This window comes from Streptomyces indicus (assembly GCF_900100315.1).
Lineage (GTDB): Bacteria > Actinomycetota > Actinomycetes > Streptomycetales > Streptomycetaceae > Streptomyces > Streptomyces indicus.
This window is the reverse complement of the sequence record NZ_FNFF01000004.1, coordinates 255,706-278,585: the sequence shown is the minus strand read 5'-3', so window position 1 is coordinate 278,585 and position 22,880 is coordinate 255,706. Positions and strand designations below refer to the sequence as shown.

Annotated in this window: 20 protein-coding genes; 10 read left to right on the top strand and 10 right to left on the bottom strand. The window is 71.9% G+C overall.

What is annotated here, in order from left to right:
* Positions 1 to 83: 83 nt before the first annotated feature.
* Entirely contained in the window at positions 84 to 1,058 is a 975-nt protein-coding gene (locus BLT97_RS13275) for a carbohydrate kinase family protein (RefSeq protein ID WP_093609491.1), read from the bottom strand.
* A gap of 132 nt (positions 1,059 to 1,190) precedes the next feature.
* Between BLT97_RS13275 and BLT97_RS13270 the strand changes: the two genes are divergently transcribed.
* Together BLT97_RS13270 and BLT97_RS13265 are read left to right on the top strand one after the other, a co-directional pair.
* Positions 1,191 to 1,394 carry a hypothetical protein gene (locus tag BLT97_RS13270; RefSeq protein WP_093609489.1) on the top strand — a complete coding sequence of 68 codons (204 nt, stop codon included), beginning with the start codon at positions 1,191 to 1,193 and terminating at the stop codon, positions 1,392 to 1,394.
* Positions 1,395 to 1,533: 139 nt separating this feature from the next.
* The gene (locus BLT97_RS13265; RefSeq protein ID WP_093609487.1) at positions 1,534 to 3,045 is read left to right on the top strand and encodes a hypothetical protein; all 1,512 of its coding nucleotides are present in this window, start codon (positions 1,534 to 1,536) and stop codon (positions 3,043 to 3,045) included.
* Between the two features lie 83 nt (positions 3,046 to 3,128).
* Here BLT97_RS13265 and BLT97_RS13260 read toward each other — a convergent pair whose 3' ends face one another.
* Complete coding sequence (locus BLT97_RS13260) at positions 3,129 to 3,485, bottom strand: HesB/IscA family protein (RefSeq protein WP_093609485.1); 357 nt, start codon at positions 3,483 to 3,485, stop codon at positions 3,129 to 3,131.
* A gap of 842 nt (positions 3,486 to 4,327) precedes the next feature.
* Here BLT97_RS13260 and nadA point away from each other — a divergent pair.
* Positions 4,328 to 5,527 (top strand): quinolinate synthase NadA, encoded by a 1,200-nt coding sequence (nadA, locus tag BLT97_RS13255; protein ID WP_093609483.1) that lies wholly within the window; start codon positions 4,328 to 4,330, stop codon positions 5,525 to 5,527.
* Between the two features lie 67 nt (positions 5,528 to 5,594).
* On the opposite strand, the gene BLT97_RS13250 is transcribed toward nadA, so the two are convergent.
* The 4 genes from BLT97_RS13250 to BLT97_RS13235 form a co-directional block, all read right to left on the bottom strand.
* Positions 5,595 to 8,786 (bottom strand): efflux RND transporter permease subunit, encoded by a 3,192-nt coding sequence (locus BLT97_RS13250; protein WP_093609481.1) that lies wholly within the window; start codon positions 8,784 to 8,786, stop codon positions 5,595 to 5,597.
* A 228-nt stretch (positions 8,787 to 9,014) separates the two neighbouring features.
* The gene (locus BLT97_RS13245; protein WP_093609479.1) at positions 9,015 to 9,704 is read right to left on the bottom strand and encodes a response regulator; all 690 of its coding nucleotides are present in this window, start codon (positions 9,702 to 9,704) and stop codon (positions 9,015 to 9,017) included.
* A 214-nt stretch (positions 9,705 to 9,918) separates the two neighbouring features.
* Entirely contained in the window at positions 9,919 to 11,241 is a 1,323-nt protein-coding gene (locus BLT97_RS13240) for a sensor histidine kinase (protein ID WP_245769305.1), read from the bottom strand.
* A 42-nt stretch (positions 11,242 to 11,283) separates the two neighbouring features.
* Positions 11,284 to 12,093, bottom strand: a complete 810-nt coding sequence (locus BLT97_RS13235) for a class I SAM-dependent methyltransferase (protein WP_093609477.1) — start codon at positions 12,091 to 12,093, stop codon at positions 11,284 to 11,286.
* Positions 12,094 to 12,144: 51 nt separating this feature from the next.
* On the opposite strand from BLT97_RS13235, the gene BLT97_RS13230 reads away from it, so the two are divergent.
* Positions 12,145 to 12,777: a TetR family transcriptional regulator gene (locus BLT97_RS13230; protein ID WP_093609475.1), complete on the top strand. Its 633-nt coding sequence runs from the start codon at positions 12,145 to 12,147 to the stop codon at positions 12,775 to 12,777.
* A gap of 135 nt (positions 12,778 to 12,912) precedes the next feature.
* Here the strand turns inward: BLT97_RS13230 and pspAA are convergent, their stop codons facing one another.
* Positions 12,913 to 13,191 (bottom strand): PspA-associated protein PspAA, encoded by a 279-nt coding sequence (gene pspAA / locus BLT97_RS13225; protein ID WP_093609972.1) that lies wholly within the window; start codon positions 13,189 to 13,191, stop codon positions 12,913 to 12,915.
* Positions 13,192 to 13,249: 58 nt separating this feature from the next.
* Complete coding sequence (locus BLT97_RS13220; RefSeq protein WP_093609473.1) at positions 13,250 to 14,047, bottom strand: PspA/IM30 family protein; 798 nt, start codon at positions 14,045 to 14,047, stop codon at positions 13,250 to 13,252.
* 255 nt (positions 14,048 to 14,302) lie between these two features.
* Here BLT97_RS13220 and BLT97_RS13215 point away from each other — a divergent pair, with 255 nt between their 5' ends.
* The 4 genes from BLT97_RS13215 to BLT97_RS13200 all read left to right on the top strand — a co-directional run bounded on the left by BLT97_RS13215 (position 14,303) and on the right by BLT97_RS13200 (position 19,154).
* Positions 14,303 to 14,971 (top strand): DUF3043 domain-containing protein, encoded by a 669-nt coding sequence (locus BLT97_RS13215; protein ID WP_176953763.1) that lies wholly within the window; start codon positions 14,303 to 14,305, stop codon positions 14,969 to 14,971.
* Positions 14,972 to 15,036: 65 nt separating this feature from the next.
* Positions 15,037 to 15,780 (top strand): class I SAM-dependent methyltransferase, encoded by a 744-nt coding sequence (locus BLT97_RS13210; RefSeq protein WP_093609970.1) that lies wholly within the window; start codon positions 15,037 to 15,039, stop codon positions 15,778 to 15,780.
* A 347-nt stretch (positions 15,781 to 16,127) separates the two neighbouring features.
* Complete coding sequence (locus BLT97_RS13205; protein ID WP_245769304.1) at positions 16,128 to 18,020, top strand: ABC transporter ATP-binding protein; 1,893 nt, start codon at positions 16,128 to 16,130, stop codon at positions 18,018 to 18,020.
* A 51-nt stretch (positions 18,021 to 18,071) separates the two neighbouring features.
* Entirely contained in the window at positions 18,072 to 19,154 is a 1,083-nt protein-coding gene (locus tag BLT97_RS13200; RefSeq protein WP_093609469.1) for a S1C family serine protease, read from the top strand.
* Between the two features lie 48 nt (positions 19,155 to 19,202).
* Here BLT97_RS13200 and BLT97_RS13195 read toward each other — a convergent pair whose 3' ends face one another.
* Positions 19,203 to 19,451, bottom strand: coding sequence for a hypothetical protein (locus BLT97_RS13195; protein ID WP_093609467.1), 249 nt, complete (start codon positions 19,449 to 19,451; stop codon positions 19,203 to 19,205).
* A gap of 114 nt (positions 19,452 to 19,565) precedes the next feature.
* On the opposite strand from BLT97_RS13195, the gene BLT97_RS13190 reads away from it, so the two are divergent.
* Complete coding sequence (locus BLT97_RS13190; RefSeq protein ID WP_093609465.1) at positions 19,566 to 20,765, top strand: bifunctional adenosylcobinamide kinase/adenosylcobinamide-phosphate guanylyltransferase; 1,200 nt, start codon at positions 19,566 to 19,568, stop codon at positions 20,763 to 20,765.
* A 99-nt stretch (positions 20,766 to 20,864) separates the two neighbouring features.
* Positions 20,865 to 21,710, top strand: coding sequence for a class I SAM-dependent methyltransferase (locus tag BLT97_RS13185; protein ID WP_093609463.1), 846 nt, complete (start codon positions 20,865 to 20,867; stop codon positions 21,708 to 21,710).
* An 18-nt stretch (positions 21,711 to 21,728) separates the two neighbouring features.
* Here BLT97_RS13185 and BLT97_RS13180 read toward each other — a convergent pair whose 3' ends face one another.
* Positions 21,729 to 22,859 (bottom strand): class I SAM-dependent methyltransferase, encoded by a 1,131-nt coding sequence (locus tag BLT97_RS13180; protein ID WP_245769303.1) that lies wholly within the window; start codon positions 22,857 to 22,859, stop codon positions 21,729 to 21,731.
* Positions 22,860 to 22,880: the final 21 nt, after the last annotated feature.

Below are 22,880 nucleotides of genomic sequence, written 5' to 3'. Positions count from 1 at the left end.
CGCCCCCGGGCCCCCGCATCCGAACTTCGTTCGGATCGCCTCAAACGCCGGCGGGGCTGAAACGATGCCGGGAGCGGGACGGGTTACGCCAGGTGCTCCTGGACCTCCGCGGCCGCCTCGAAGCCGTACGCCTTCGTGAAGCGGTCCATGAAGTGGGCGCGGCGCAGGGTGTACTCCTGGGTGCCGAGGGTCTCGATGACCAGGGTCGCGAGCATGCAGCCGATCTGCGCCGCCCGCTCGTGCGAGACGCCCCACGACAGACCCGACAGGAAGCCCGCGCGGAACGCGTCGCCGACGCCGGTCGGGTCGACCTTGGCCTCCTCCTCCGGGCAGCCGACCTCGATGGACTCCTCGCCGACGCGCTCGATGCGCACGCCGCGCGAGCCGAGGGTGGTCACGCGGTGGCCGACGCGGCCGAGGATTTCGGCGTCGGACCAGCCGGTCTTGGACTCGATCAGACCCTTCTCGTACTCGTTCGAGAAGAGGTACGTGGCGCCGTCCAGCAGCGTGCGGATCTCGTCGCCGTCCATGCGCGCGATCTGCTGCGAGAAGTCGGCGGCGAAGGGGATCTTCCGCGAGCGGCACTCCTCGGTGTGCCGGAGCATCGCCTCCGGGTCGTCCGCACCGATCAGGACCAGGTCGAGCCCGCCCACGCGGTCGGCGACGGTCTTCAGCTCGATCAGGCGGGCCTCGCTCATCGCGCCCGTGTAGAAGGAGCCGATCTGGTTGTGGTCCTTGTCCGTGGTGCACACGAAGCGCGCGGTGTGCAGCGTCTCGGAGATACGGACCGAGGAGGTGTCGACGCCGTGCCGGTCCAGCCAGGCGCGGTACTCGTCGAAGTCCGAGCCCGCCGCGCCGACCAGCACCGGCTGCGTACCGAGCTGTCCCATGCCGAAGCAGATGTTCGCGGCGACGCCGCCGCGGCGTACGTCGAGGTTGTCGACGAGGAAGGACAGGGAGACCGTGTGCAGCTGATCGGCGACCAGCTGGTCGGCGAAGCGGCCGGGGAAGGTCATCAGGTGGTCGGTGGCGATGGAGCCGGTGACTGCGATACGCACGACGTTGGGTCTCCTGGGCGTGGGCTGGGGTTGACACCTCACGCTACCGGGAAGTCGGCGTAACTCTGAACCAGCGAAATTACCGTAAAGTAGACCTTTTTCTTGCCGCCCCCACATGCGTACGGTGCGGTCATGTCGAAGCACACGGCGCCCGCGCCCACCTCTCAGGACTTCACGCTGAAGCAGCTGCAGGGGGACTGCGCGCGGATGGTGCCGCACTGGACGGCCCCGCGGGCCGTCACCGCCTCCCCCGTGCCGCCCTCGCTCATCCATGGGATCGTCGTGCCACCGGCGTCCGCGCGGATGCTGGACGGGATGTCCGAGTACGGGGACTGAGCGCCCCTCTCCGCACCCGCGCCCCGCCGTCGCGCGCCAGGGAACCGAACACTCCCTCGGGCCGTCCCACTGTCGATCCCCCGTCGTGGGGAGACGGCATACGGTCCGGTGCGCCCGGCCCTGGTGAAGGAGTGCGGCAGTGAGCAGCGAAGGCATACGTGAGGAGACCCGGGGGCCCAGGTCCCGGCTGGTCGTGGCCTCGGTCGCGGCGGCCGTGCTGCTCGCGGGCGGCGGCGGTGCGTATCTCGCGACCAGCGGCTCCTCCGGAGGCGGACGCGGTGACTCCGGCGCGCCCTCGGGCGACGCCCCTCCCCCGCTGACGCTCGACGGCTACACGCCGCACGCCGGCGGTGGCGAACCGGTGCCGGGCGGTGCGGTGTTCACGGCGCGCGGTGAGCTGCCCGAGGCGCCCGAGTCGGTGCCGGTGTACCGGGCCTCGGGCGAGGTGTCGAAGGAGCAGGTCGGGAAGCTCGCGGACGCGCTGGGGATGCAGGGCGAGGTGACCTCGCAGGGTGCCGAGTGGCGGGTGGGTACGGGCAGGAACGCGCCGCTGCTCACCGTGGCCAAGCAGGCGCCGGGGACCTGGACGTACGCGCCGCTGGTCGGCGATCCGGGGACCTGCCCGCGTGAGGGCGGGTGCGACAAGCCCGTCGGGTCCTCGGGCCTGGCGAATCTGCCGCCCGTCGACGAGGCGAAGGCCAAGGCCGCGGCGGCCCCCGTCCTCAAGGCGCTGGGGCAGGACGACGCGAAGCTCGACGCGCGCCAGACGATGGGCGCCGCACGCGTGGTCAACGCGGACCCCGTGGTGGACGGGCTGCCCACGTACGGGGTCTCGACCGGGATCCAGGTCGGGCCTGACGGTGAGATCTCCGGCGCGAGCGGGCAGTTGGCAGAGCCGGTGAAGGGGGTCTCGTATCCGGTCATCGGTGCGGATGAAGCGCTGAAGCAGCTGAGTGCGGCCTCGACGCCCGGTGTCGTGCCGGGGAAGATCGGGGGCTGCGCCAGTGCCGTGCCGCACGAGGACGAGCTGACGGTCGGCGAGCCGCAGCAGCCGTGCGAGCCGGGTGCGAAGCCCGCGCCGCCCAAGCCGCAGCGGGTGGCGGTGGAGTCGGCGGTGCTCGGGCTCGCGGCGTACCACGAGAAGGGGCGGCAGGTGCTGGTGCCCGCGTGGCTGTTCTCGGTGGCGCAGGCGGGGGCGGAGCCGGTGACGGTGACGCATCCGGCGGTCGCGAAGGAGTATCTGCGGGCGCCGGCGCCGCTGCCGTCGGAAACGGTGCCTTCGGAGCCGGGTGGGCCTTCGGAGCCGCCCGCCGGTACGGAGCGGCCGACGGCTCCGGTGCCGACGCCGACTCCCGGTGAGCCCGAGGACGGGTCGGATCCGGCAGGGCCGCAGAACGTCAAGATCGAGTCGTACGAGACCTCGGGACGCACGCTCACCGTGCACTTCTGGGCCGGGGTGTGCAGTGACTACACGGCGTCCGTCAAGGAGAGCGGCGACCGGGTCACGGTGACCGTGACGGACACGCCGCAGGAGCCCGGCAAGTACTGCATCATGATCGCCAAGGAGCAGAAGAAGTCCGTGCAGTTGGAGCAGCCGCTCGGGGAGCGCGAGGTCGTCGGGGCGGACGGGGCGCGGGTGCCGCGGAAGTAGCCGGGCCGGCGTCTTCGGACATACGAGGAGGGCGGCACCCCGTTCGGTACGGGGTGCCGCCCTCCTCGTCGTCGTGCTGAGACTTAGCTGAACGAGTCGCCGCAGGCGCAGGAGCCGGTGGCGTTGGGGTTGTCGATCGTGAAGCCCTGCTTCTCGATGGTGTCGACGAAGTCGATCGAGGCGCCGCCCAGGTAGGGGGCGCTCATGCGGTCGGTGACGACCTTCACGCCGTCGAAGTCCTTGACGACATCGCCGTCGAGCTGGCGCTCGTCGAAGAACAGCTGGTAGCGCAGGCCGGAGCAGCCGCCGGGCTGGACCGCGACACGCAGGGCCAGGTCGTCACGGCCTTCCTGGTCGAGCAGAGCCTTGACCTTGGAGGCGGCGGCGTCGGACAGGATGATGCCGTCGCTCACGGTGGTCTTCTCGTCCTGAACGGACATCTACATCTCTCCCGGGTAGTACGGAGACTGCTTCCGCTTCGGCCAACCTCGGTGGCCGCCGAATCATTCCCCGTTCCACGGGGCGATTTTCCGGCGTGCGGCCTTGCTTCTTCATGCTCGCACATCGGGGTGGGTCGGGGCACGGGGCGGGGGTTGGGGCTTGGGAGCCCCGGTCCCTGGGGGTGGGTGTGGGGTGCCCCGGGCTCAGGGGCGGTGCGCGGGCGCGGGTGTGGCGGGACCGAGGAGGGCCGAGTGTGTACGGGGCGCTTCGGTCCCCAGGCGGTGCGGGCCTGCGGCCCGACGCTGCTGCGCCGCTCCGCGACGCCGGAGTACTTGAGGGCTGACGCCCCCAACCCCGTTCGGGGCTCCGCCCCGGACCCCGCGGGGGCTCCGCCCCGGACCCCCGGGCTCTGCCCCCTGCACACCCGGGCTCCTCTGCACCCCGGGCTCCGCCCCGAGACCACCGGACCGGGAGGGTCATCCCCGGAGAGGATCCGGCCGAGGCGCAGCCCCGGGAAACACGGCCGAGGCGCAGCTTTCAGGAATCGGGGTCCGGGGTGAAGCTCCCAGGAAACGGCGCCCGGGACGGAGCCCCGGGGAGAGGGGGGTCGGGGGCGTCAGCCCCCGGTGGTCGTCCGCGGCGCGGAGCGGCGCAGCAGGGTGCGGGGGCAGGTGCAGATGGAGAGCGCGCCGCGCAGAGGGGGACGCAGGCGCCGTAGGGGAATGCGTCACATCGACACATCCAGGCATCGTCAATCTGACGTGAAGCAGTTATGATAGATAGCGTCAATTCGACGAAAAGCAGGCCCGGACGGTGGGTCTGCCCGCCGGAAGAAGAAAGGGTGCGTGACGTGACCACGGCCCAGGACCTTGCCCACAGCGTTGACCCGCAGCCGACTCCGCTCGCCCTGCTGCTGCTCGGCCGCGAAGCCGACCCCAAGAGCGAGCGCGGTGTGGACTGCCCCGGCGACCTGCCGTCCCCGTCCGACCCGGACCTGGTCGAGCGTGCGCGCGCGGCCAAGGAGAAGCTCGGCGACAAGGTGTTCGTGCTCGGGCACCACTACCAGCGCGACGAGGTCATCCAGTTCGCGGATGTCACCGGCGACTCGTTCAAGCTCGCGCGGGACGCGGCCGCGAAGCCCGAGGCCGAGTACATCGTGTTCTGCGGCGTGCACTTCATGGCCGAGTCGGCGGACATTCTGACCGGTGACGACCAGAAGGTCGTGCTGCCCGATCTCGCCGCCGGGTGCTCCATGGCCGACATGGCCACCGCCGAGCAGGTCGCCGAGTGCTGGGACGTACTGACCGAGGCCGGCATAGCCGAGCAGGTGGTGCCGGTGAGCTACATGAACTCCTCCGCCGACATCAAGGCGTTCACCGGCAAGCACGGTGGCACCATCTGCACGTCCAGCAATGCCAAGCGCGCACTGGACTGGGCGTTCGAGCAGGGTGAGAAGGTGCTGTTCCTGCCGGACCAGCACCTCGGGCGGAACACCGCCGTGCGGGACATGGGGATGTCCCTGGACGACTGTGTGGTGTACAACCCGCACAAGCCCAACGGCGGCCTGACGAACGAAGAGCTGCGCGCCGCCAAGATGATCCTGTGGCGCGGGCACTGCTCCGTGCACGGCCGGTTCAGCCTCGACAGCGTGAACGACGTGCGCGAGCGCATCCCGGGTGTCAACGTCCTCGTGCACCCCGAGTGCAAGCACGAGGTCGTCGCCGCCGCGGACTACGTGGGGTCGACGGAGTACATCATCAAGACCCTGGAGGCCGCCCCGGCCGGCTCCAAGTGGGCCATCGGCACCGAGCTCAACCTGGTGCGCCGCCTCGCCAACCGGTTCGCGCCGGAGGGCAAGGAGGTCGTCTTCCTCGACAAGACGGTCTGCTTCTGCTCGACCATGAACCGGATCGATCTGCCCCATCTCGTATGGGCCCTTGAGTCGCTTGCGGACGGCAAGCTGATCAACCAGATCCAGGTCGACAAGGAGACCGAGTCCTTCGCCAAGCTGGCCCTCGAGCGGATGCTCGCTCTGCCGTAGAGCCGCTCCATGCCCGAAGGGCGCCCCGCACACCTGCGGGGCGCCCTTCGGTCTTCCGTACGGCCTGTCAGTGGTCCAGGGCGTCCAGGAGATCCGAGTCCGAGTCCACGTCCGTACCCGGCTCGGAGGGCTGCTCCGGAATGCCGGCGTCGCTGTTCGCGCGCTTGGCCTTCTTGGCCGCCTTCTTTTTCGCCCGCTTCTCCTTGCGCAGCTCCAGCATCGCGTACAGCGTCGGGACCAGGAGCAGGGTCAGGAGCGTGGAGCTCAGCAGGCCGCCGATCACCACGATGGCCAGGGGCTGGCCGATGAAGCCGCCCTCGCCCGTGACGCCCGCGGCCATCGGCAGCAGCGCGAAGATCGTGGCGAGCGCCGTCATGAGGATCGGGCGCAGACGGTGGCGGCCGCCCTCGATGACCGACTCGACCACCCCAAGGCCCTGGGCCCGGTACTGGTTGATCAGGTCGATCAGGACGATCGCGTTGGTCACCACGATGCCGATGAGCATCAGCATGCCGATCAGCGCCGGAACGCCCATCGGGGTGCCCGTGGCGATGAGCAGGCCGATCGCGCCGGTGGCCGCGAACGGGATGGAGACCAGCAGGATCAGCGGCTGGGCCAGGGACTTGAAGGTCGCCACCAGGAGCATGAAGACGATGGCGATCGCCGCGAGCATTGCGAGGCCGAGCGAGGCGAAGGCCTCGTCCTGGTCCTCGGAGACACCGCCGATGGAGACGGTGGCGCCGTCGGGCAGGTCCTTCTCCAGCTGGTTCAGCTTGGTCTGCAGCGAGGCGCTGACCGCGCCCGTGTTGTCGCCGGTCGGCTTGGCCGTGATGGTGGCCGCGCGCGAGCCGTCGATCCGGGTCATGGAGACCGGGCCGTCCACGACCTCGACGGTGGCGATGTCACCGAGCTTGACCCGGCCGAGGTTCAGATTCTTCAGCTCGTCCACCGTGGTGGCCGGGTTCGCGGACTTCACCAGCACGTCGCGCTCGGTGTCGTCCAGGATCGCCTTGGCGCTCGGGGTGCCGCGGACGGACTGGGCGACGACCTGGCCGAGGGTGGCGTCGTTGTAACCGGCCGCCGCGGCCTTGTCGTTGGCGCGGACCGAGATCCGCGGGACGGACTGGGCGAGGTCGCTCTGGACGTCGGTGACGTCGTCGATCTTCGCCACCTCGGCCCGTACCTGCTCGGCCGCCCGCTCCAGGACCTCGGCGTCCGCGGCCTTCACGACCACGCTCAGGTCCTGGTTGGCGAAGCCGTCACCGGCGGCGATACGGGTGTCCCCGATGCCGTCGAGCTTCGCGAGCTCGGCGTCGATCTTGTCGCGCGTCTCCTCGTACGAGGCATCGTCGGTGAGCGTGATCTGGTACGAGGCCTGGTTGGTGTCCGTGCCGCCGCCGAAGGCCGCGAGCCAGCCGGAGGAACCGACGGTGACCTGGTGCTCCTTGACCTCGTCGATGCCCTCGAGCACCTGCTCGATCTTCTTCGTGGCCGCGTCCGTGGCGGCCAGGCTGGTGCCGGGCTCCAGCTCCTGCTTGATGGAGAGGACCTTCTGCTCGCCCTGGTCGAAGAAGTTGGTCTTGAGCATGGGGGCGAGGCCGAACGTGCCGACCAGGACCACGAGCGCGATCACGACGCTGGTGATGCGGCGGCGGGTGGCGAAGCGCAGCACCGGGACGTAGGCGCGCTGAAGGATGCTCTTCGCCTCCTTCTCCTCCGCCGCACGCCGGGCCTCCTCCGGGTCCGTGGACGTGCCCTTGGGCGCGCGCAGGAACCAGTACGACAGGACCGGGACGACCGTCAGGGAGACGACCAGGGACGCGAGCAGCGCGGCCGTGACGGTCAGCGAGAACGAGCCGAACAGCTCGCCCACCATGCCGCCCACCAGACCGATCGGCAGGAAGACGGCGACGGTGGTGAGGGTGGAGGAGGTGACGGCGCCGGAGACCTCGCGCACGGCATTGAGGATGGCGTCCTTGCGCTCCTCGCCGTAGGTGAGATGCCGCTTGATGTTCTCCAGGACCACGATCGAGTCGTCCACGACCCGGCCGATCGCGATCGTGAGCGCGCCCAGCGTGAGCATGTTGAGCGAGAGATCGCGGGTCCACAGGACGATCAGCGCGAGCACGACCGACAGCGGGATCGAGACCGCGGTGACCAGCGTGGAGCGCAGGGACGCGAGGAAGACCAGGATCACGATGACCGCGAAGGCGAGGCCGAGCGCGCCCTCGGTGGTCAGGCTGGAGATGGACTTCTCGACGGCCGGGCCCTGGTCGGAGACCACGGTCAGGTCGGCGCCCGCGCCCAAGTCCTTGCGCAGGGAGGGCAGTTCGTCCTCGACCGCCTTGGAGATCGCGACCGCGGAGCCGTCCTGGTCCATGGTGACGACGATCGCGAGGCTCGGTTCGCCGTTCGTACGGGTCAGGGAGTCGGCCTTGGCCTCGGTCTCCTCGACCTTCGCGACGTCGGCGAGGCGTACGGGCTTCGGCGCCTTGGCGCCCGGAGCCTGGCCCTGGCCGCCGGTGACCATCAGGTTCTCGATCTGCTCCAGCGAGGTGAAGCCGCCGCCGACCTGGACGGTGCGGTTCTTGCCGTCCTCGTCGAAGGAGCCGGCCGGCAGCGTGGCGCCGCCCGCCTGGAGCGACTGGACCAGCGCGGCCGGGGTCAGGCCCGCCTTGGCCAGCTTCGCGTCGTCGGGCGTGACCGAGACCTCGACGTCGCGCACGCCGTCGATCGCCACCTGGGCGACCCCGTCGATGCCTTCGAGCACCGGCACCACCGAGCGGTCGAGCTCGTCGGCGAGCGCCTGCTGGTCCTTGCCCTCGGCCGAGGCGGCGAGCACCACGGTCGGGATGTCGTCGGTGGAACCGGCGACGACCTGCGGGTCCACGTCGTCGGGCAGCTGGGCGCGGGCGCGGTTGACGGCCTGCTGGACGTCGGCGACCAGCTGCTTGGTGCCGTCGCCGTAGTCGAAGGAGGCCATGAGCAGGGCGTTGCCCTCGCTGGCGGTGGCCGTGACGGACTTGATGCCGTCGACCGCTTCGAGGGAGTCCTCGAGCGGCTCCACGACCTGCTTCTCGACCACATCGGGAGAGGCGCCCTGGTACGGGGCGATCACCGACACCATCGGCAGTTCGATGGAGGGCAGCAACTGCTGCTTCAACTGGGGGATGGCGATGGCGCCGAACACCAGGGCGACGATCGACACCAGCCCGATCAGGGCTCGCTGCGCGAGGCTGAATCTGGACAGCCAGGACATGGGATGGGGACTTCCTTCTGTGGCTTGCGCGGCAGGAGGGCACGCGGCGCCCGTGCGGTCAGGCGCAGAGAGGTGCCCGCGTACACGATCAGCCATCGAGGAAGGGGATTCCTCGGCCCCCGGACCCGTTTCCCGGGCGCGCGCGTACTGCGTGCGCAGTACGCGCACTCAACCCTCGGAGGGAGCGCGTCCGGCTCGTCCAGGTTCGCCCCCGGGGACCGGGTGGGATCAGTCGGCCTTCGGCCGGACAAGTCCGGACTCGTAGGCGATGACGACGAGTTGGGCGCGGTCGCGCGCGCCGAGCTTGGCCATCGCGCGGTTCACATGGGTCTTCACGGTGAGCGGGCTGACGCTGAGCCGCTCGGCGATCTCGTCGTTGGACAGCCCGCCGGCGACCTGCACCAGCACCTCGCGCTCGCGTCCGGTGAGCTGCGCGAGCCTCTCGGCGTGCGCCCCGCCCTCGTCGCCGTCGGACTGCGAACTGCCGCCCTGCGCGAGGAACTTGGCGATCAGCCCTTTGGTCGCGACCGGCGAGAGCAGCGCCTCGCCGTCGGCGGCCACGCGGATGGCGTTGAGCAGCTCCTCGGGCTCGGAGCCCTTGCCGAGGAAGCCGGAGGCGCCGGCCCGCAGGGACTGCACCACGTACTCGTCGACCTCGAAGGTCGTGAGCATCACCACGTGCACCTGGGAGAGTTCGGGGTCCTCGCTGATCATGCGGGTGGCGGCGAGGCCGTCCGTGCCGGGCATGCGGATGTCCATGAGGACGACGTCGGCACGCTCGGAGCGGGCGAGCGCCACGGCCTCGGCGCCGTCGGAGGCCTCGCCCACGACCTCCATATCGGGCTCGGAGTCGACGAGCACCTTGAACGCGCTGCGCAGCAGGGCCTGGTCGTCGGCGAGCAGGACACGGATGGTCATGGCTTCTCCCCCGTACGGGATCGCGCGCGGCGCACCGGCGGGATCATCGGTGCGTGCGCCGCTGGCAGGTTCATCGGTGCGTGCGCCGGCCGCTCCGCCGGCGCGGGGGCCGGCGGATGAGCCGGTGCCTTTGCCGGCAGGTGGGCCGGTGTCTCCGCCGGCAGGTGAGCCGACGTCTCCGCCGACGGGTGAGCCGGCGCCGGCACCGCCCGGTTCACAGGCACGTGCGGGAACGGCCCTGTGCCGCCGGGGACTCGGTGCTCAGAGGCAGGATCGCATGGACGCGGAAGCCGCCTCCGTAGCGGGGCCCGGTGGTGCAGGTGCCGCCGAGCGCGGAGACCCGCTCGCGCATGCCGATCAGGCCGTGGCCGCCGTCGGACCTGGCGGGCGGCTCGGGCGGCGGGCCGTGCGGGGTGCGGCCCTGGCGGACCCCCGCGGGCTGCCTGTCCTCCGCCGCCGGTTCGGGGGCGGACGCGGGGGTGCTGTCGGGCGAGCCGCCGTTGTCGAGCACGGTGATCTCCAGGTTGCGGCCCACGCGCAACACGCTGACCTCGGCCTCGGCGCCCTCGCCCGCGTGCTTCTGCACGTTGGTCAGGGCCTCCTGGATGATCCGGTACGCGGCGAGGTCCACGGCGGCCGGCAGCGGCTCGGACCGGTCGGCCTTCACCAGCTCCACGGGCAGACCGGCGGCGCGGAAGGTGGCGAGCAGGTCGTCGAGGCGGGCGAGGCCGGGGGCCGGTTCGGTGGGTGCCTCGGGGTCGCCGGACTGGCGCAACAGGCCGACGGTGGCGCGCAGTTCGTTGAGCGCGGAGCGGCTGGCCTCGCGGACGTGGGCGAGGGCTTCCTTGGCCTGGTCGGGGCGCTTGTCCATGACGTGCGAGGCGACGCCGGCCTGGACGTTGACGAGGGCGATGTGGTGGGCGACCACGTCGTGCAGGTCGCGGGCGATCCGCAGCCGCTCCTCGGCGACCCGGCGCAGGGCCTCCTGCTCGCGGGTGCGCTCGGCGCGCTCGGCGCGCTCCCTGATGGCGTCGACGAAGGCGCGCCGGCTGCGCAGCGCGTCACCGGCCGCGGCGGCCATGCCGGACCAGGCGACGGTGCCGAGGTTCTCCTGCGCGTACCAGGGCAGCTTGCTCGTGAGCATCGCGACCGCGGTCAGGACGACCATGACCGGCAGGGCGAACCGCCAGGTCGTGGGGCGGTCCGTCATCGAGGCGACCGTGAACAGGGCGATGACCACGGCCATCATCACGGGGGCGCGCTGCTCGCCGGTGGTCAGTTCGGCGAGGGTGGCGGCGACCGTGACGAGCAGAACGAGGAAGGGGGCACGGCGCCGGAACACCAGGGCGCCTGCGCTGACCAGCATCAGGATCACGCTGATCGCCTCGGGCGCCCGGCCGAAGTGCGGCCCGTGCACGCCGTACGGCTCCACGAAGGAGGCGGTGACCATGCACGCGAGGACGGCGGCGGCCAGGGTGGCGTCGAAGGCCAGCGGGTGGGCCGTGAGCCAGTCTCGGATGCGGGCTAGGGAGGTCACTTCGGGAACGGTACCGGGTGTTCCGCGCGAGGTCCCGGCCGCCTACAGACCAGCCGTGCGGCGCGCGCCGAGCACCACCGTCGTATAGCTCATCGTGAAGGAACCGCCGAGTGCGTCGATCGCCGTGCCCACGCGGTCGAGTACGAAGGCCAGGTCGTCCGGTGCGAGGCGGGCGGCCGCGCCCGTGGTGGGGAGCTGGTCGAGGTAGGCGGCGCGGGAGCAGTCGCTCGACCAGGTGACGGTCCACTCGACGGGGTCGGTGAAGCCGCCCGCCTCCGCGAGTCCCGCGGAGGCCTTCGCGAGGACCGGACCGTACGCGTCGGCCGGCTGACCGCCCAGGACGCTCACGTCGAAGGGCGCGTCCGGCATCACCTCGCGGCAGGCCGTGACGAGCGCTTCGGCGACCGGGGCCGGCAGCCGGAACGCGTTCCAGAAGAGCGCGAGCCGGCCGCCCGGGCGCAGGACCGCGGCGGCGGCCCGCGCGCCCGCGGCCGGGTCGATCCAGTGCCACGCCTGGCCCGAGACCACGGTGTCGAAGGTGCGGCCCGCCGCGTCCCACTCCTCGAAGCGGGCCACCTCCACGTCGAGCCCGCGGGTCCGGGCGAACTCGGCCATGCGGGCGTCGGGTTCGACACCGAGGACCGTGCAGCCCGCGGCCTGGAACTGCCGCGCCGCGATCCCCGTACCGCAGCCGACGTCGAGCAGGCGGGGGCCGGGGCTCTCGGCGACGATGCGGTCGGTCATCTCGGCGGGGTAGCGGGGGCGGGCGCGGTCGTAGCGCGCCGCGTCCGCGCCGAAGGACTCGGCCATACGACGGTGGCGGTGGGGCTCGCCGGCAGGGATAGTGGGCATGCGCCCACCTTAAGTGGGCACTTGCCCACTCGACAAGGGAGGACCCCGACCGTGCCGACAGGCGTCGCCATCAGGGACGTACGCGAGCAGCTCTTCGCCGCCGCCGAACGCGTCCTGCTGCGGGACGGGCCGAGCGCCCTGACCAGCCGGGCCGTCACCACCGAGGCGGGCTGCGCGAAGGGGGTGCTGCACCGGCACTTCGCGGATTTCGACGCCTTCCTCGCGGAACTGGTGCGGGACCGGATCGTCCGGGTCGGGCGGCAGGGCGAGGCCTTGCGGGAGGTCGCGGGGACCGGCAGCGTCACCGGGCACGTGGCCGGCGCGCTCACGGAGGTGTTCCAGTCGGTGGCGGTGGCGCTCGTCGGCCTGATCACCTCGCGGGACGTGCTGCGCGCCCGGCTGCGTGCGGAGACCCCGAGCGGTGTCCCGCTGCTCACCGAGGCGACCGCGATGCTCGCGGACTATCTCGCCGCCGAACAGGAGCGGGGCCGGATCGCCGCCGGGGCCGAGGCCGCCGTCCTCGCCCCCACCCTCATCGGCGCCGGCCACCTGCTCTTCGCCGACCGCCACAGCGGGCCGCCGTCGGAGGAGGACGTGCTGCGGATGGTGGAGACGGTGATGGCAGGTGTTGTACGGGACCGGGAACAGGACAGGGAACGGGAACAGGACGGGGAACGGGACTAGACCGCGCGCGCCCGGGCCGCGCGCACGCACGAGCGCCCCGCACCCGCCGCCGAGAGGCGGAAGGCGCGGGGCGCTCGTGTGCTGGGAGCGGGCGGGGCCGCGGGGGCCTCAGCCCGGGATCAGGCCTTGAGGGCCTCAGCCCGGGATCAGGCCGTCGTCGCTGAGCAGGTCGCGGACCTCTTCGAGGGTCGCGTCCGGCGGGGGCAGGATGAGCTCCGAGGGCTCGAGCGCGTCGTCGGGGAGCGGCTCGCCCAACTCGCGCACCTTGTCGAGGAGGGCGTGGAGCGTGCGGCGGAAGCCGGGGCCGTCGCCGTTCTCCATCTCCTCCAAGAGCTCGTCGTCCAGCTTGTTCAGCTCGGCGAAGTGGCTGTCGGCCAGCTTCACCTGCCCCTCCCCCATGATCCGTACGATCATGTCGCTCTCCTTCTGATCCTGCTGATCCATGAAGAGGTCCCGAGGCTCGGCGAAGGTCCTACTGCTTGTCGAAGCGGGGGGTGTCCTGCGGCTGCTGCGCCGGGGTCTGGCCGCCCTGGCCGCCTTCGATGGCCTGCTTCTGCGCCGAACTGCCGCCCGCGAGCTCGGCCTTCATCCGGGCGAGCTCCAGCTCCACGTCCGTGCCGCCGGAGAGGCGGTCGAGCTCGGACTGGATGTCGTCGCGGGCGAGACCCGAGGCGTCGTCGAGGGCGCCCGAGGCGAGCAGCTCGTCGATGGCGCCGGCGCGGGCCTGCAGCTGCGCGGTCTTGTCCTCGGCGCGCTGGATGGCCGTACCGACATCGCTCATCTCCTCGGAGATGCCCGAGAAGGACTCGGCGATGCGGGTCTGGGCCTGGGCCGCGGTGTACGTGGCCTTGATGGTCTCCTTCTTCGTACGGAAGGCGTCCACCTTGGCCTGCAGGCGCTGGGCGGCGAGCGTGAGCTTCTCCTCCTCGCCCTGCAGCGTCTGGTGCTGCGTCTCCAGGTCCGTGACCTGCTGCTGCAGCGCGGCACGGCGGGACAGGGCCTCGCGGGCCAAGTCCTCACGGCCGAGCGCGAGCGCCTTGCGGCCCTGGTCCTCCAGCTTGGAGGACTGCGACTGCAGCTGGTTGAGCTGCAGCTCCAGGCGCTTGCGGCTGGTCGCCACGTCGGCGACGCCGCGGCGCACCTTCTGCAGCAGCTCCAGCTGCTTCTGGTACGAGTAATCGAGGGTCTCGCGCGGGTCCTCGGCCCGGTCCAGGGCCTTGTTCGCCTTCGCGCGGAAGATCATCCCCATACGCTTCATGACACCGCTCATGGGCTTCGCGCGCCCCCTTCTTGACTGATCCAGCCGACTGTCCGCTCCAGCACTGCGACAGAACCCAGCGTACGGGCCCTGCCTCCATTACCGCACTGTTCGTGTGCGGATGCGCTCCTCCCCAAGGACGAAGTACGGCCTCGTCCGCTCCGGCGTAGGGAGTAGGTGGCTCTCAGGGACAGACACGGGCCGTATCCCGGAACCGTCCGCCCACCCCCGGGCCGCCCTGTGCGGTACGACCCTTACGTCCCTGTACTGACGCGCGGCGTTGTCGGATCGTTCCCCGCCGGGCTGTGGTCCAACCGCTCCGACCCCGTACCCTTGGGTTTCGTGTTCGGTAGCCGCTCCAAGAATGAGAAGACCCCCGCCGCTTCGGCGCCGGTCGACTCCCAGACGCCCCGCGACCCGCAGGCACCCAAGGGTCGCCCCACCCCCAAGCGCAGCGTCGCCCAGTCGCAGCGCCGCAGCGTGGCCAATACGCCGATGACCCGCAAGGAGGCGGCGAAGCGCCAGCGCGACGCCCGCCGTGCGGACATGGCCAAGCAGCGCGCCGCGTTGGCCAGCGGCGACGAGCGCTACCTGCCGGCCCGTGACAAGGGTCCGGTGCGCAAGTTCGCGCGCGACTTCGTCGACTCGCGCTTCTGCATCGCCGAGTACTTCCTGCCGATGGCCGTGGTCATCCTGGTCCTCAGCATGCTGCGCAACGCCCAGTTGCAGAACATCGCGCTGCTCCTGTGGCTCGCCGTGATCCTCATGATCGTGGTCGACTCGGTGTTCACCGGCTTCCGCCTCAAGAAGCAGCTCCGTGAGCGCTTCCCGGACGAGCCGAAGCGCGGCGCCGTCGCCTACGCCCTGATGCGCACCCTCCAGATGCGTCGCCTGCGCCTGCCGAAGCCGCAGGTCAAGCGCGGAGAGCGGCCCTGAGCGCGGAGTCGTTCACGGGGGGTACGGGGTCCTTCGCGGGTGGTGTGGCGAAGTGGCTGGAGCTCATGGGCGGGCTGCGTGACGCGGTCCGCCAGGAGCTCGTGACACGGCAGCTCGACGAGCAGCTGGTCCAGCGCTTCCCCGTCGGGCGCCGGCTGCGGATCCTCGACGTCGGCATGGGCCAGGGCACGCAGGCGCTGCGGCTGGCCCGCGCCGGGCACAAGGTGACCGGTCTGGAGTCGGATCCGGCGATGCTGGGCGCGGCCCGTACGGCGCTCGACAAGGAGCCGGCCGGGATCCGCGAGCGGGTCCGGCTGATCCAGGGGGACGGCCGCGACACCGGGGTGCACTTCCTGCCGGGCGCCTTCGACGTGGTCCTGTGCCACGGCGTCCTGATGTACGTCGAGGAGCCGGACGCGCTGCTCGCCGGCCTCGCGCGGATGCTCGCGCCCGGCGGGCTGCTCTCGCTGCTCGTACGGAACGCGGACGCGCTCGCGATGCGCCCGGGCCTGGCCGGACAGTGGGACACCGCGCTCGCGGCGTTCGACTCCCCCGTGTACGAGAACCGGCTCGGCCTGACCGTGCGCGCCGACCGCCTCACCACCCTCACCTCCTCGCTCGCCGGCATCGGTGCGCCGCTGCACGCCTGGTACGGGGTGCGGGTCTTCACGGACCAGGCCGCCGACGATGCGACGGTTCCGACGGGCCAGGAGCTGGAGCGGCTGCTGCTCGCGGAGGAGCGGGCGGGGCGGACGGATCCGTATCGGCAGGTCGCCTCCCTGATGCATTTGTGTGGTGTACGGGGGTGAGGTGCTGTGTCTCCGGCGGGCACCGTGCTCCGTCGCTCCGCGACGGGTTGTGAGTTGGGGGGCTGACGCCCCCCAAGCCCCCACCCGGCGGGGCGGTTTGCCAGACCCGGCGGGAGGGGTCGCCCGTCCCGACGGGGGGATTCGCCGGTCCCGGCGGGGCGTCTCCCGTTCCCGGCGGGGCTTTCCCATGCCGGCGCCGTGCTCCGTCGCTCCGCGACGGGGTGTGCGTTGGGGGGCTGACGCCCCCCAAACCCCCCGCGCGGCGTCTCCCCGTTCCCGGCCCTGGCCAGCGGGCGTTTTCGCGAGACGCGGGCAGGTGAAGACGCGCGTGGTGCGTCCTCTTTCTCGTGAGTGAGGACGTGAAACACAGCGGCGGCGGGACACACGGCGACACCCAGCGGCTGCCCGCCCGGGAGACCTGGCGTGCCCTCTACCGGCATTTCCGGCCGCATCGCTGGGTGGTGGCGCTCGGGGCGCTGCTCACCCTCGTCGGGGCCGTGACCGGACTCGCCCAGCCGCTGGCCGCGAAGGCCCTGGTGGACCGGCTGGGCGGGGACGAGTCGATCGTCGGGATCCTGATCCTGCTGACCGTCCTGGTCGTGGCCGGTACGGCGATCGAGTCCGTGGGCGCGTACGTCCTCGAACGCACCGCGGAGTCCGTGGTACTCGCCGCCCGGCGCACCCTCGTGGGCCGGATGCTGCGGCTGCGGATCCCCGAGGTGGAGCGGACCCAGCCCGGCGATCTCATGTCCCGCGTCACCTCGGACACGACCCTGCTGCGCGCGGTGACCACCCAGTCCGTGGTCTCGGCCGTGTCCGGCGGGCTCACGTTCATCGCCACCATCGTCCTGATGGGCCTGATGGATCCGGTCCTGCTCGGGGTCACGGTCGGCGTGATCGTGCTGATCGGCGGCGCCGTCGCCCTGGTCATGCCGAAGATCTCGCAGGCCACCGCCCGGGCGCAGGAGGCGGTCGGGGTGATCTCCACCGCCCTGGAGCGGGCCTTCGGCGCGTTCCGTACGGTCAAGGCCTCCGGGGCCGAACTGCGCGAGTCGGCGGCCGTGCAGGAGGCCGCGCAGGAGGCCTGGCGGCACGGGGTGCGCTCGGCCAAGTGGCAGGCGGTGGCGTGGAGTTCGGTGGGGCTCGCCGTCCAGGTGTCGTTCCTCGCGGTCCTCGGGATCGGCGGTGCGCGAGTGGCCTCCGGGGCGATCTCGGTGTCCACGCTGGTGGCCTTCCTGCTCTTCCTCTTCTATCTGATCGACCCGGTCTCGCGGCTTGTCGAGGCCGCCACCCAGTACCAGGTGGGCGCCGCGGCCATCGCACGCATCGTGCAGGCCGAGCGGATGGAGACCGAGGAGACGGGCGACGCGCAGGCCGGCGACGCAGAGGCGGGTGCGGCGGGCGAGGTCCGCGCCAGGGCGTCCGCGCCCGCCTCGGTCGCCTTCGAAGACGTGCGGTTCCGGTACCGCGAGGAGCTGCCGTACGTCCATCACGGCGTGAGCTTCGAGGTGCCCGGGCCCGGCATGACCGCGTTCGTCGGACCGTCCGGGGCCGGCAAGACCACGGTGTTCGGGCTGATCGAGCGGTTCTACGAGGTGAGCGGCGGCCGGGTGCTCGTGGACGGCCGCGATGTGCGCTCCTGGCCGCTGGCCGACCTGCGCGCGCAGATCGGGTACGTGGAGCAGGACGCGCCGGTGCTCGCGGGGACCCTGCGCGAGAATCTCCTGTTCGCGGCGCCGCAGGCCACCGAGGACGAGCTCGCGGAGGTGCTCGTACGGGCCCGGCTCGACGCACTCGTGGAGCGGCTGCCCGAGGACCTCGACTCGCTGGTCGGGCACCGCGGCTCGCAGCTGTCGGGCGGCGAGCGGCAGCGCGTGGCCATCGCCCGCGCCCTGCTCAGGAAGCCCCGGCTGCTGCTGCTCGACGAGGCCACCTCGCAGCTGGACGCCGTGAACGAGCTGGCGCTGCGCGACGTGGTCGCCGAGGTGTCCCGCGAGGTGACGGTCCTGGTCGTGGCCCACCGCCTGTCGACGGTGACGCTGGCCGACCGGATCGTGGTGATGGACGCGGGCCGGGTACGGGCCGTGGGCACGCACCGGGAGCTGGTGGCCTCCGACCCGCTGTACGGGGAGCTGGCGGCGACGCAGTTCCTGGCCTCCGCGGCACCGGAACAGGACACGGAGGACGGGGAGGACGCGGGCGTGCGGGACGCCGGCACACAGCCCCGGGCGGCCACCTGATCGGCCCCGTACAAGAGGCCGAACGGGTGGCGCGATGGGGACAATCCGGACATGAACCGAACTCGCAGCTCCCGTCCGCTCACCCGGATATCCCTGCCCCTGACCGCCGCCCTGGGCGCCGCCGCCCTGCTCGCCGGCTGCTCGGGCTCCGGCTCCGACACGGCCGACACCGACGCGACCACCCAGGCCGCCGCGGTCGCCCGCAAGGACGGGGCCGCGCTCCAGGAGGACTACACCCGGGTGATCAAGGACGTGCTGCCGTCCGTCGTGCAGATCACCGCGGGCGACAGCCTCGGCTCCGGCGTCGTCTACGACGACAAGGGCCACATCGTCACCAACGCGCACGTCGTCGGCGAGGAGAAGACCTTCAAGGTCACCGCGGCCACCGGCGGCCGCGAGCTCGCCGCGAAGCTGGTCTCCAGCTACCCCGAGCAGGACCTCGCCGTGATCCGGCTGGAGAATCCACCGAGCGGTCTGAAGGCCGCGAAGCTGGGCGACTCCACGAAGGTCGAGGTCGGGCAGATCGTCCTGGCCATGGGCTCGCCGCTCGGCCTGTCCTCCAGCGTGACCCAGGGCATCGTCTCGGCCACCGGCCGGACCGTCAGCGAGCCGCGTACCGGCGGCAGCCCGGGCGCCACCATCGGCAACATGGTGCAGACCTCGGCGGCCATCAACCCGGGCAACAGCGGCGGCGCCCTGGTGAACCTCGACGGCGAGGTCATCGGCATCCCGACCCTCGCGGCCACCGACCCGGAGATGGGCGACAGCGCGGCACCCGGCATCGGGTTCGCGATCCCCGCATCGATGGTGCAGACGGTCGCCGAGCAGATCGTCGAGGACGGCGAGGTCACCGACTCGGGCCGGGCCGCGCTCGACATCTCGGGCCGTACGGTGCTCGGCGAGGACTACCGGCCGGCGGGCGTCGCCGTGGTCGCGGTCGAGTCGGACGGCGCGGCGGCGAAGGCGGGCCTGGAGCAGGGTGATGTGATCACGCGCTTCGGCGACGAGGAGGTCTCCACCATCACCTCGCTTTCCGAGGCGCTCGCGGCCAAGAAGCCCGGCGACAAGGTCACGGTGGTGTACGAGCGCGAGGGCTCGCGCAGGACGGCCGAGGTCACGCTCGGCGAGATGTAGGACGGGGGGCGGGGCGCGGGACCTGTGGTCCCGCACCCCGCCCGCCCGTCAGGCCTCGGCCTTCTCCGAGCCGGCCTCGGACTCCGTGTCCGTGTCGGCGTGCAGGCTCATCGGCCCGTAGATCTTGGTGGTGTCCTCGAAGAGATGCACCTGGTCCGCACCGCCGGCCAGGAGGTCCTTCCAGTGCTCGCCGATCCAGGACTCCGCGTCGCCCTGGGTGGTGAACTCCTCGGGCGTCACCGCCGGTTCGACCTCGCTGCCGTCGGACTTCTCGAACCGCCACGTCCATGCGCTCATGCCAGCCTCCAAAGAACCGGTTCAGCCTCCGACCGCAGGTAGCGGGGTGCTACCAAGGTGAGGAGCAGCCTATCCGGGCGCGCACGAGCCGTGCCGACGCGGGAGGATCGCCCTGTGGAACTGACACTGCTCGGCACCGGCGCCCCGGCCGGACTGCCCCGCCCCGACTGCCCCTGCGCGTCCTGCGCCGGCGCCCTCGGCCCGTACGCGCGCTCGGCGGCCGCGGTGCTGGTGGACGGCGTGCTGCTGCTCGACCTCACCCCGGGCGCCGCGTTCGCCGCGGCCCGCGCCGGGCACTCCCTCGCCGGGGTGCAGCAGGTGCTGCTCTCGCACCCGCACGACGGCCCGGCCGTCGAGCACCCGGCCGGGCTGCCGCGCGCCGCCCGCGTACCGGACGGCAGCGAGCTGGCGCTCCTGGACGGCCACCGGGTGCGGGCGGTCGCGCTCGACGCCCCCGGCACGGGGTACGAAGTGACGGGTCCCGGCGGCGAGTCGGTGCTCTATCTGCCGCCCGGTGCGGCGCCCGCCGGCGAGGTGGCGCGGCCGGAGCCGTACGACATGGTCCTCGCCGATGTGCTCGGCCGGCCGGACGCGCTGGCGAAGCTGCGCGCGGCCGGCGCGGTGGCGGCGACCACGGATGTGCTCGCGGTGCACATCGATCACGACGCCCCGTCCGGGCCGGAGTTGGACCGCCGGCTTGCGGCGGCGGGGGCCCGTGCGGTGCGCGACGGTACGACGCTGGTGGTCGGCGAGTACCACGCCGTACCGGATCTGCCGCGGCGCACGCTCGTGCTCGGCGGCGCGCGCTCGGGCAAGTCCGTGGAGGCCGAGCGGCGCCTGGAGTCCTTCCCGGAGGTCCTGTACGTGGCGACCGGGGGCGTACGGGACGGGGACGCCGAGTGGGCCGACCGGATCCGCCTGCACCGCGAGCGGCGGCCCGGTTCGTGGCGTACGACGGAGACCTGCGATCTGGTGCCGCTCCTGGAGGAGGAGGGGCCGCCGCTGCTCATCGACTGTCTGTCACTGTGGCTGACGGACGCGATGGACAAGGTGGAGGCCTGGGACGACGCGAAGTGGGCGGCCGGCGGCGACCGTGCGCTGCGCGAGCAGGTGGCCCAACTGGTGTGCGCCGTACGGCAGTCGAGGCGCACCGTGGTCGCCGTGTCGAACGAGGTGGGCTCGGGCGTGGTGCCCGCGACCGCGTCGGGGCGCCGCTTCCGGGACGAACTCGGCCGCCTGAACGCGGCGTTCGCGAGCGAGTGCGAGCATGTGCTGCTCGTGGTGGCGGGGCAGGTGCTGGTGCTGCGGGGGTGAGGCCGCGCCGGGTGCGCGGCTGATCCGGGCGGGTGCGCCGGAGCCCCGTATACGAGTGTCGCCTTGCCGCCCGCCCGCGGGTGGCGTGGTCTGTCGGGCATGACCGAGACCCTTGTGCCCGAGACCGCCCGGGTGCGCCCCGCCCTCGAGGGCGTGCCGGAGACCCTGCTGTGGACGCTGTGGAACCGGGCCTGCGAGGCGCGCAGGCCCGACGCCGTGCTGCACGACCCGCTCGCGATCCGCCTGGTGGACACCCTCGACCACCCCTTCGAGGAGCAGCTCGGTCCGCCGAACCCGCTGTTCGCGCAGACCCAGGGCCTCAGGTCGCTGTGCTTCGACCGGTCCATTGCCAACTACACGGCGCGCCGGCCCGAGGCGACGGTGGTCGCGCTCGGCGAGGGTCTGGAGACCAGCTTCTGGCGCGTGGACAACGGGCGTCTGAGCTGGCTGAGCGTGGAGCTCCCGGACGGCGCGGAGCTGCGGGCGCGGCTGCTGCCCGAGCATCCGCGGCACCGGATCATCGCGAAGTCCGCCACCGACCTGAGCTGGCTCGACGCGATCGAGGACCCCTCGCGCGGCGTGATCGTGACGGCCCAGGGGCTGCTGATGTACCTCAAGCCGGCGGAGGTACGGGAGATCCTCGCCGCCTGCGCGGAGCGGCTGCCGGGCGGGGTGATGATCCTGGACTCCATGCCTCGCTGGATCACGAAGCTGGCCCGCGAGGGCAAGCTGCGGATCGGGAACCTGACCATTCCGCCCATGCACTGGTCGATGGCTCCGGACGAGCGGCAGAAGCTGCACTCGGCGCATCCGTCGATCGCCGAGGTGCGGGCGGTGAAGCTGCCACCGGGACGCGGCATGCTGGGCAGGCTCGTCCAGCACCAGTACCGCATCCCGGTGTACCGCTCGTTCGCACCGGCCGTGACGCTGGTGCGCTTCAAGTGACCTGCGGGAAGCGGCCGTTCAATCCTTGCGGGCCACGACCCGGTAGGCGTTGGAGAAGCCGATCCGGCTGACCACGGGGCCCAGGAGCCGGTCGAGGAAGTACAGGAAGGGCATCACGGGCACGCCGAGGCGGAAGACCGTACGGCACAGCCAGGTGCCCGCCTTGCCCGGCTCCTTCGGCAGCCACGGCTCGTTGCGGAAGGGCTGCATCCGGATCAGAAGCATCCCGAAGGCGCCGAGGAAGTCGAAGGGGATGTGCGGCCGGCGGCGGTCCACGGCCACGACGGTGAAGCCGAGTTCGCGCAGGGCCCGGTTGAGGTTGCCGACCGAGACGAAGTGCAGGTGCTGCGGCTGGAACCACGGCACCCAGTACTTGCCGAGCAGGCGTGCGTAGTGCGACTCCGGGTCCGGCACCTCGATCATGAGGTGCCCGCCCTGCCGCAGCACCTTGCGGGCGGCCGCCAGCTCGGCCTTCTGGTCCACGGTGTGCTCCAGGACGTGGAACATGCTGACCGCGTCGTAGCGCCCGGCGAGCGCGGTGGCGTGGTCGGGCAGGAAGCCCTGGTAGGCCTCCTCGATGCGGCCCTCCTCCTTGGCCTTGACCACGTTCGTGCCGACGTCGAGCCCGTCGAAGACGGTGTCGGGGAGTTCCTTCTTCGCCCCCACGCAGAAGTCGCCGCCGGCCGTGCCGACATCGAGCCAGCGCTTCGGGCGCAGATGCGTGAGCATCGCCCTGGCCCGGTCCGCGTGCCGCTGCTTGCGGTCGCCTTCGGCCCCCTCGAAGGCCTGGCCGAGCTCGCGCCCGAACAGGCCCTCGTAGAAGTCCCGGTAGTAGAAGTCGAGTCCGGCGTGGCTCAGGCGCGGGTTCTGGAAGATGTGCCGGCAGTCGGCGCACTGCTCCAGGACGAAGGTGCCGGGCTTGCGCTGGAGGAAGTCCTTCGTGCGCAGCCGCACCTTGAGCCGCTTCGAGGAGCACCACGGGCAGTCCTCGCGCCGCCGCTCGAAGAACCGGTCCGTGCCCTCGGCCAGTTCGGCCTGGTACGAGGGGCGCAGCTCGGCGACCATCGCGCGGCGGCGGATGCGGTACTCGTCGATGGTCTCGGTCTTCTCGGGCGTCCCGGCGCTCTCGAGGCTGTCGGTGGTGGCCATGCTGTCTCCAAAGGTCAGGGG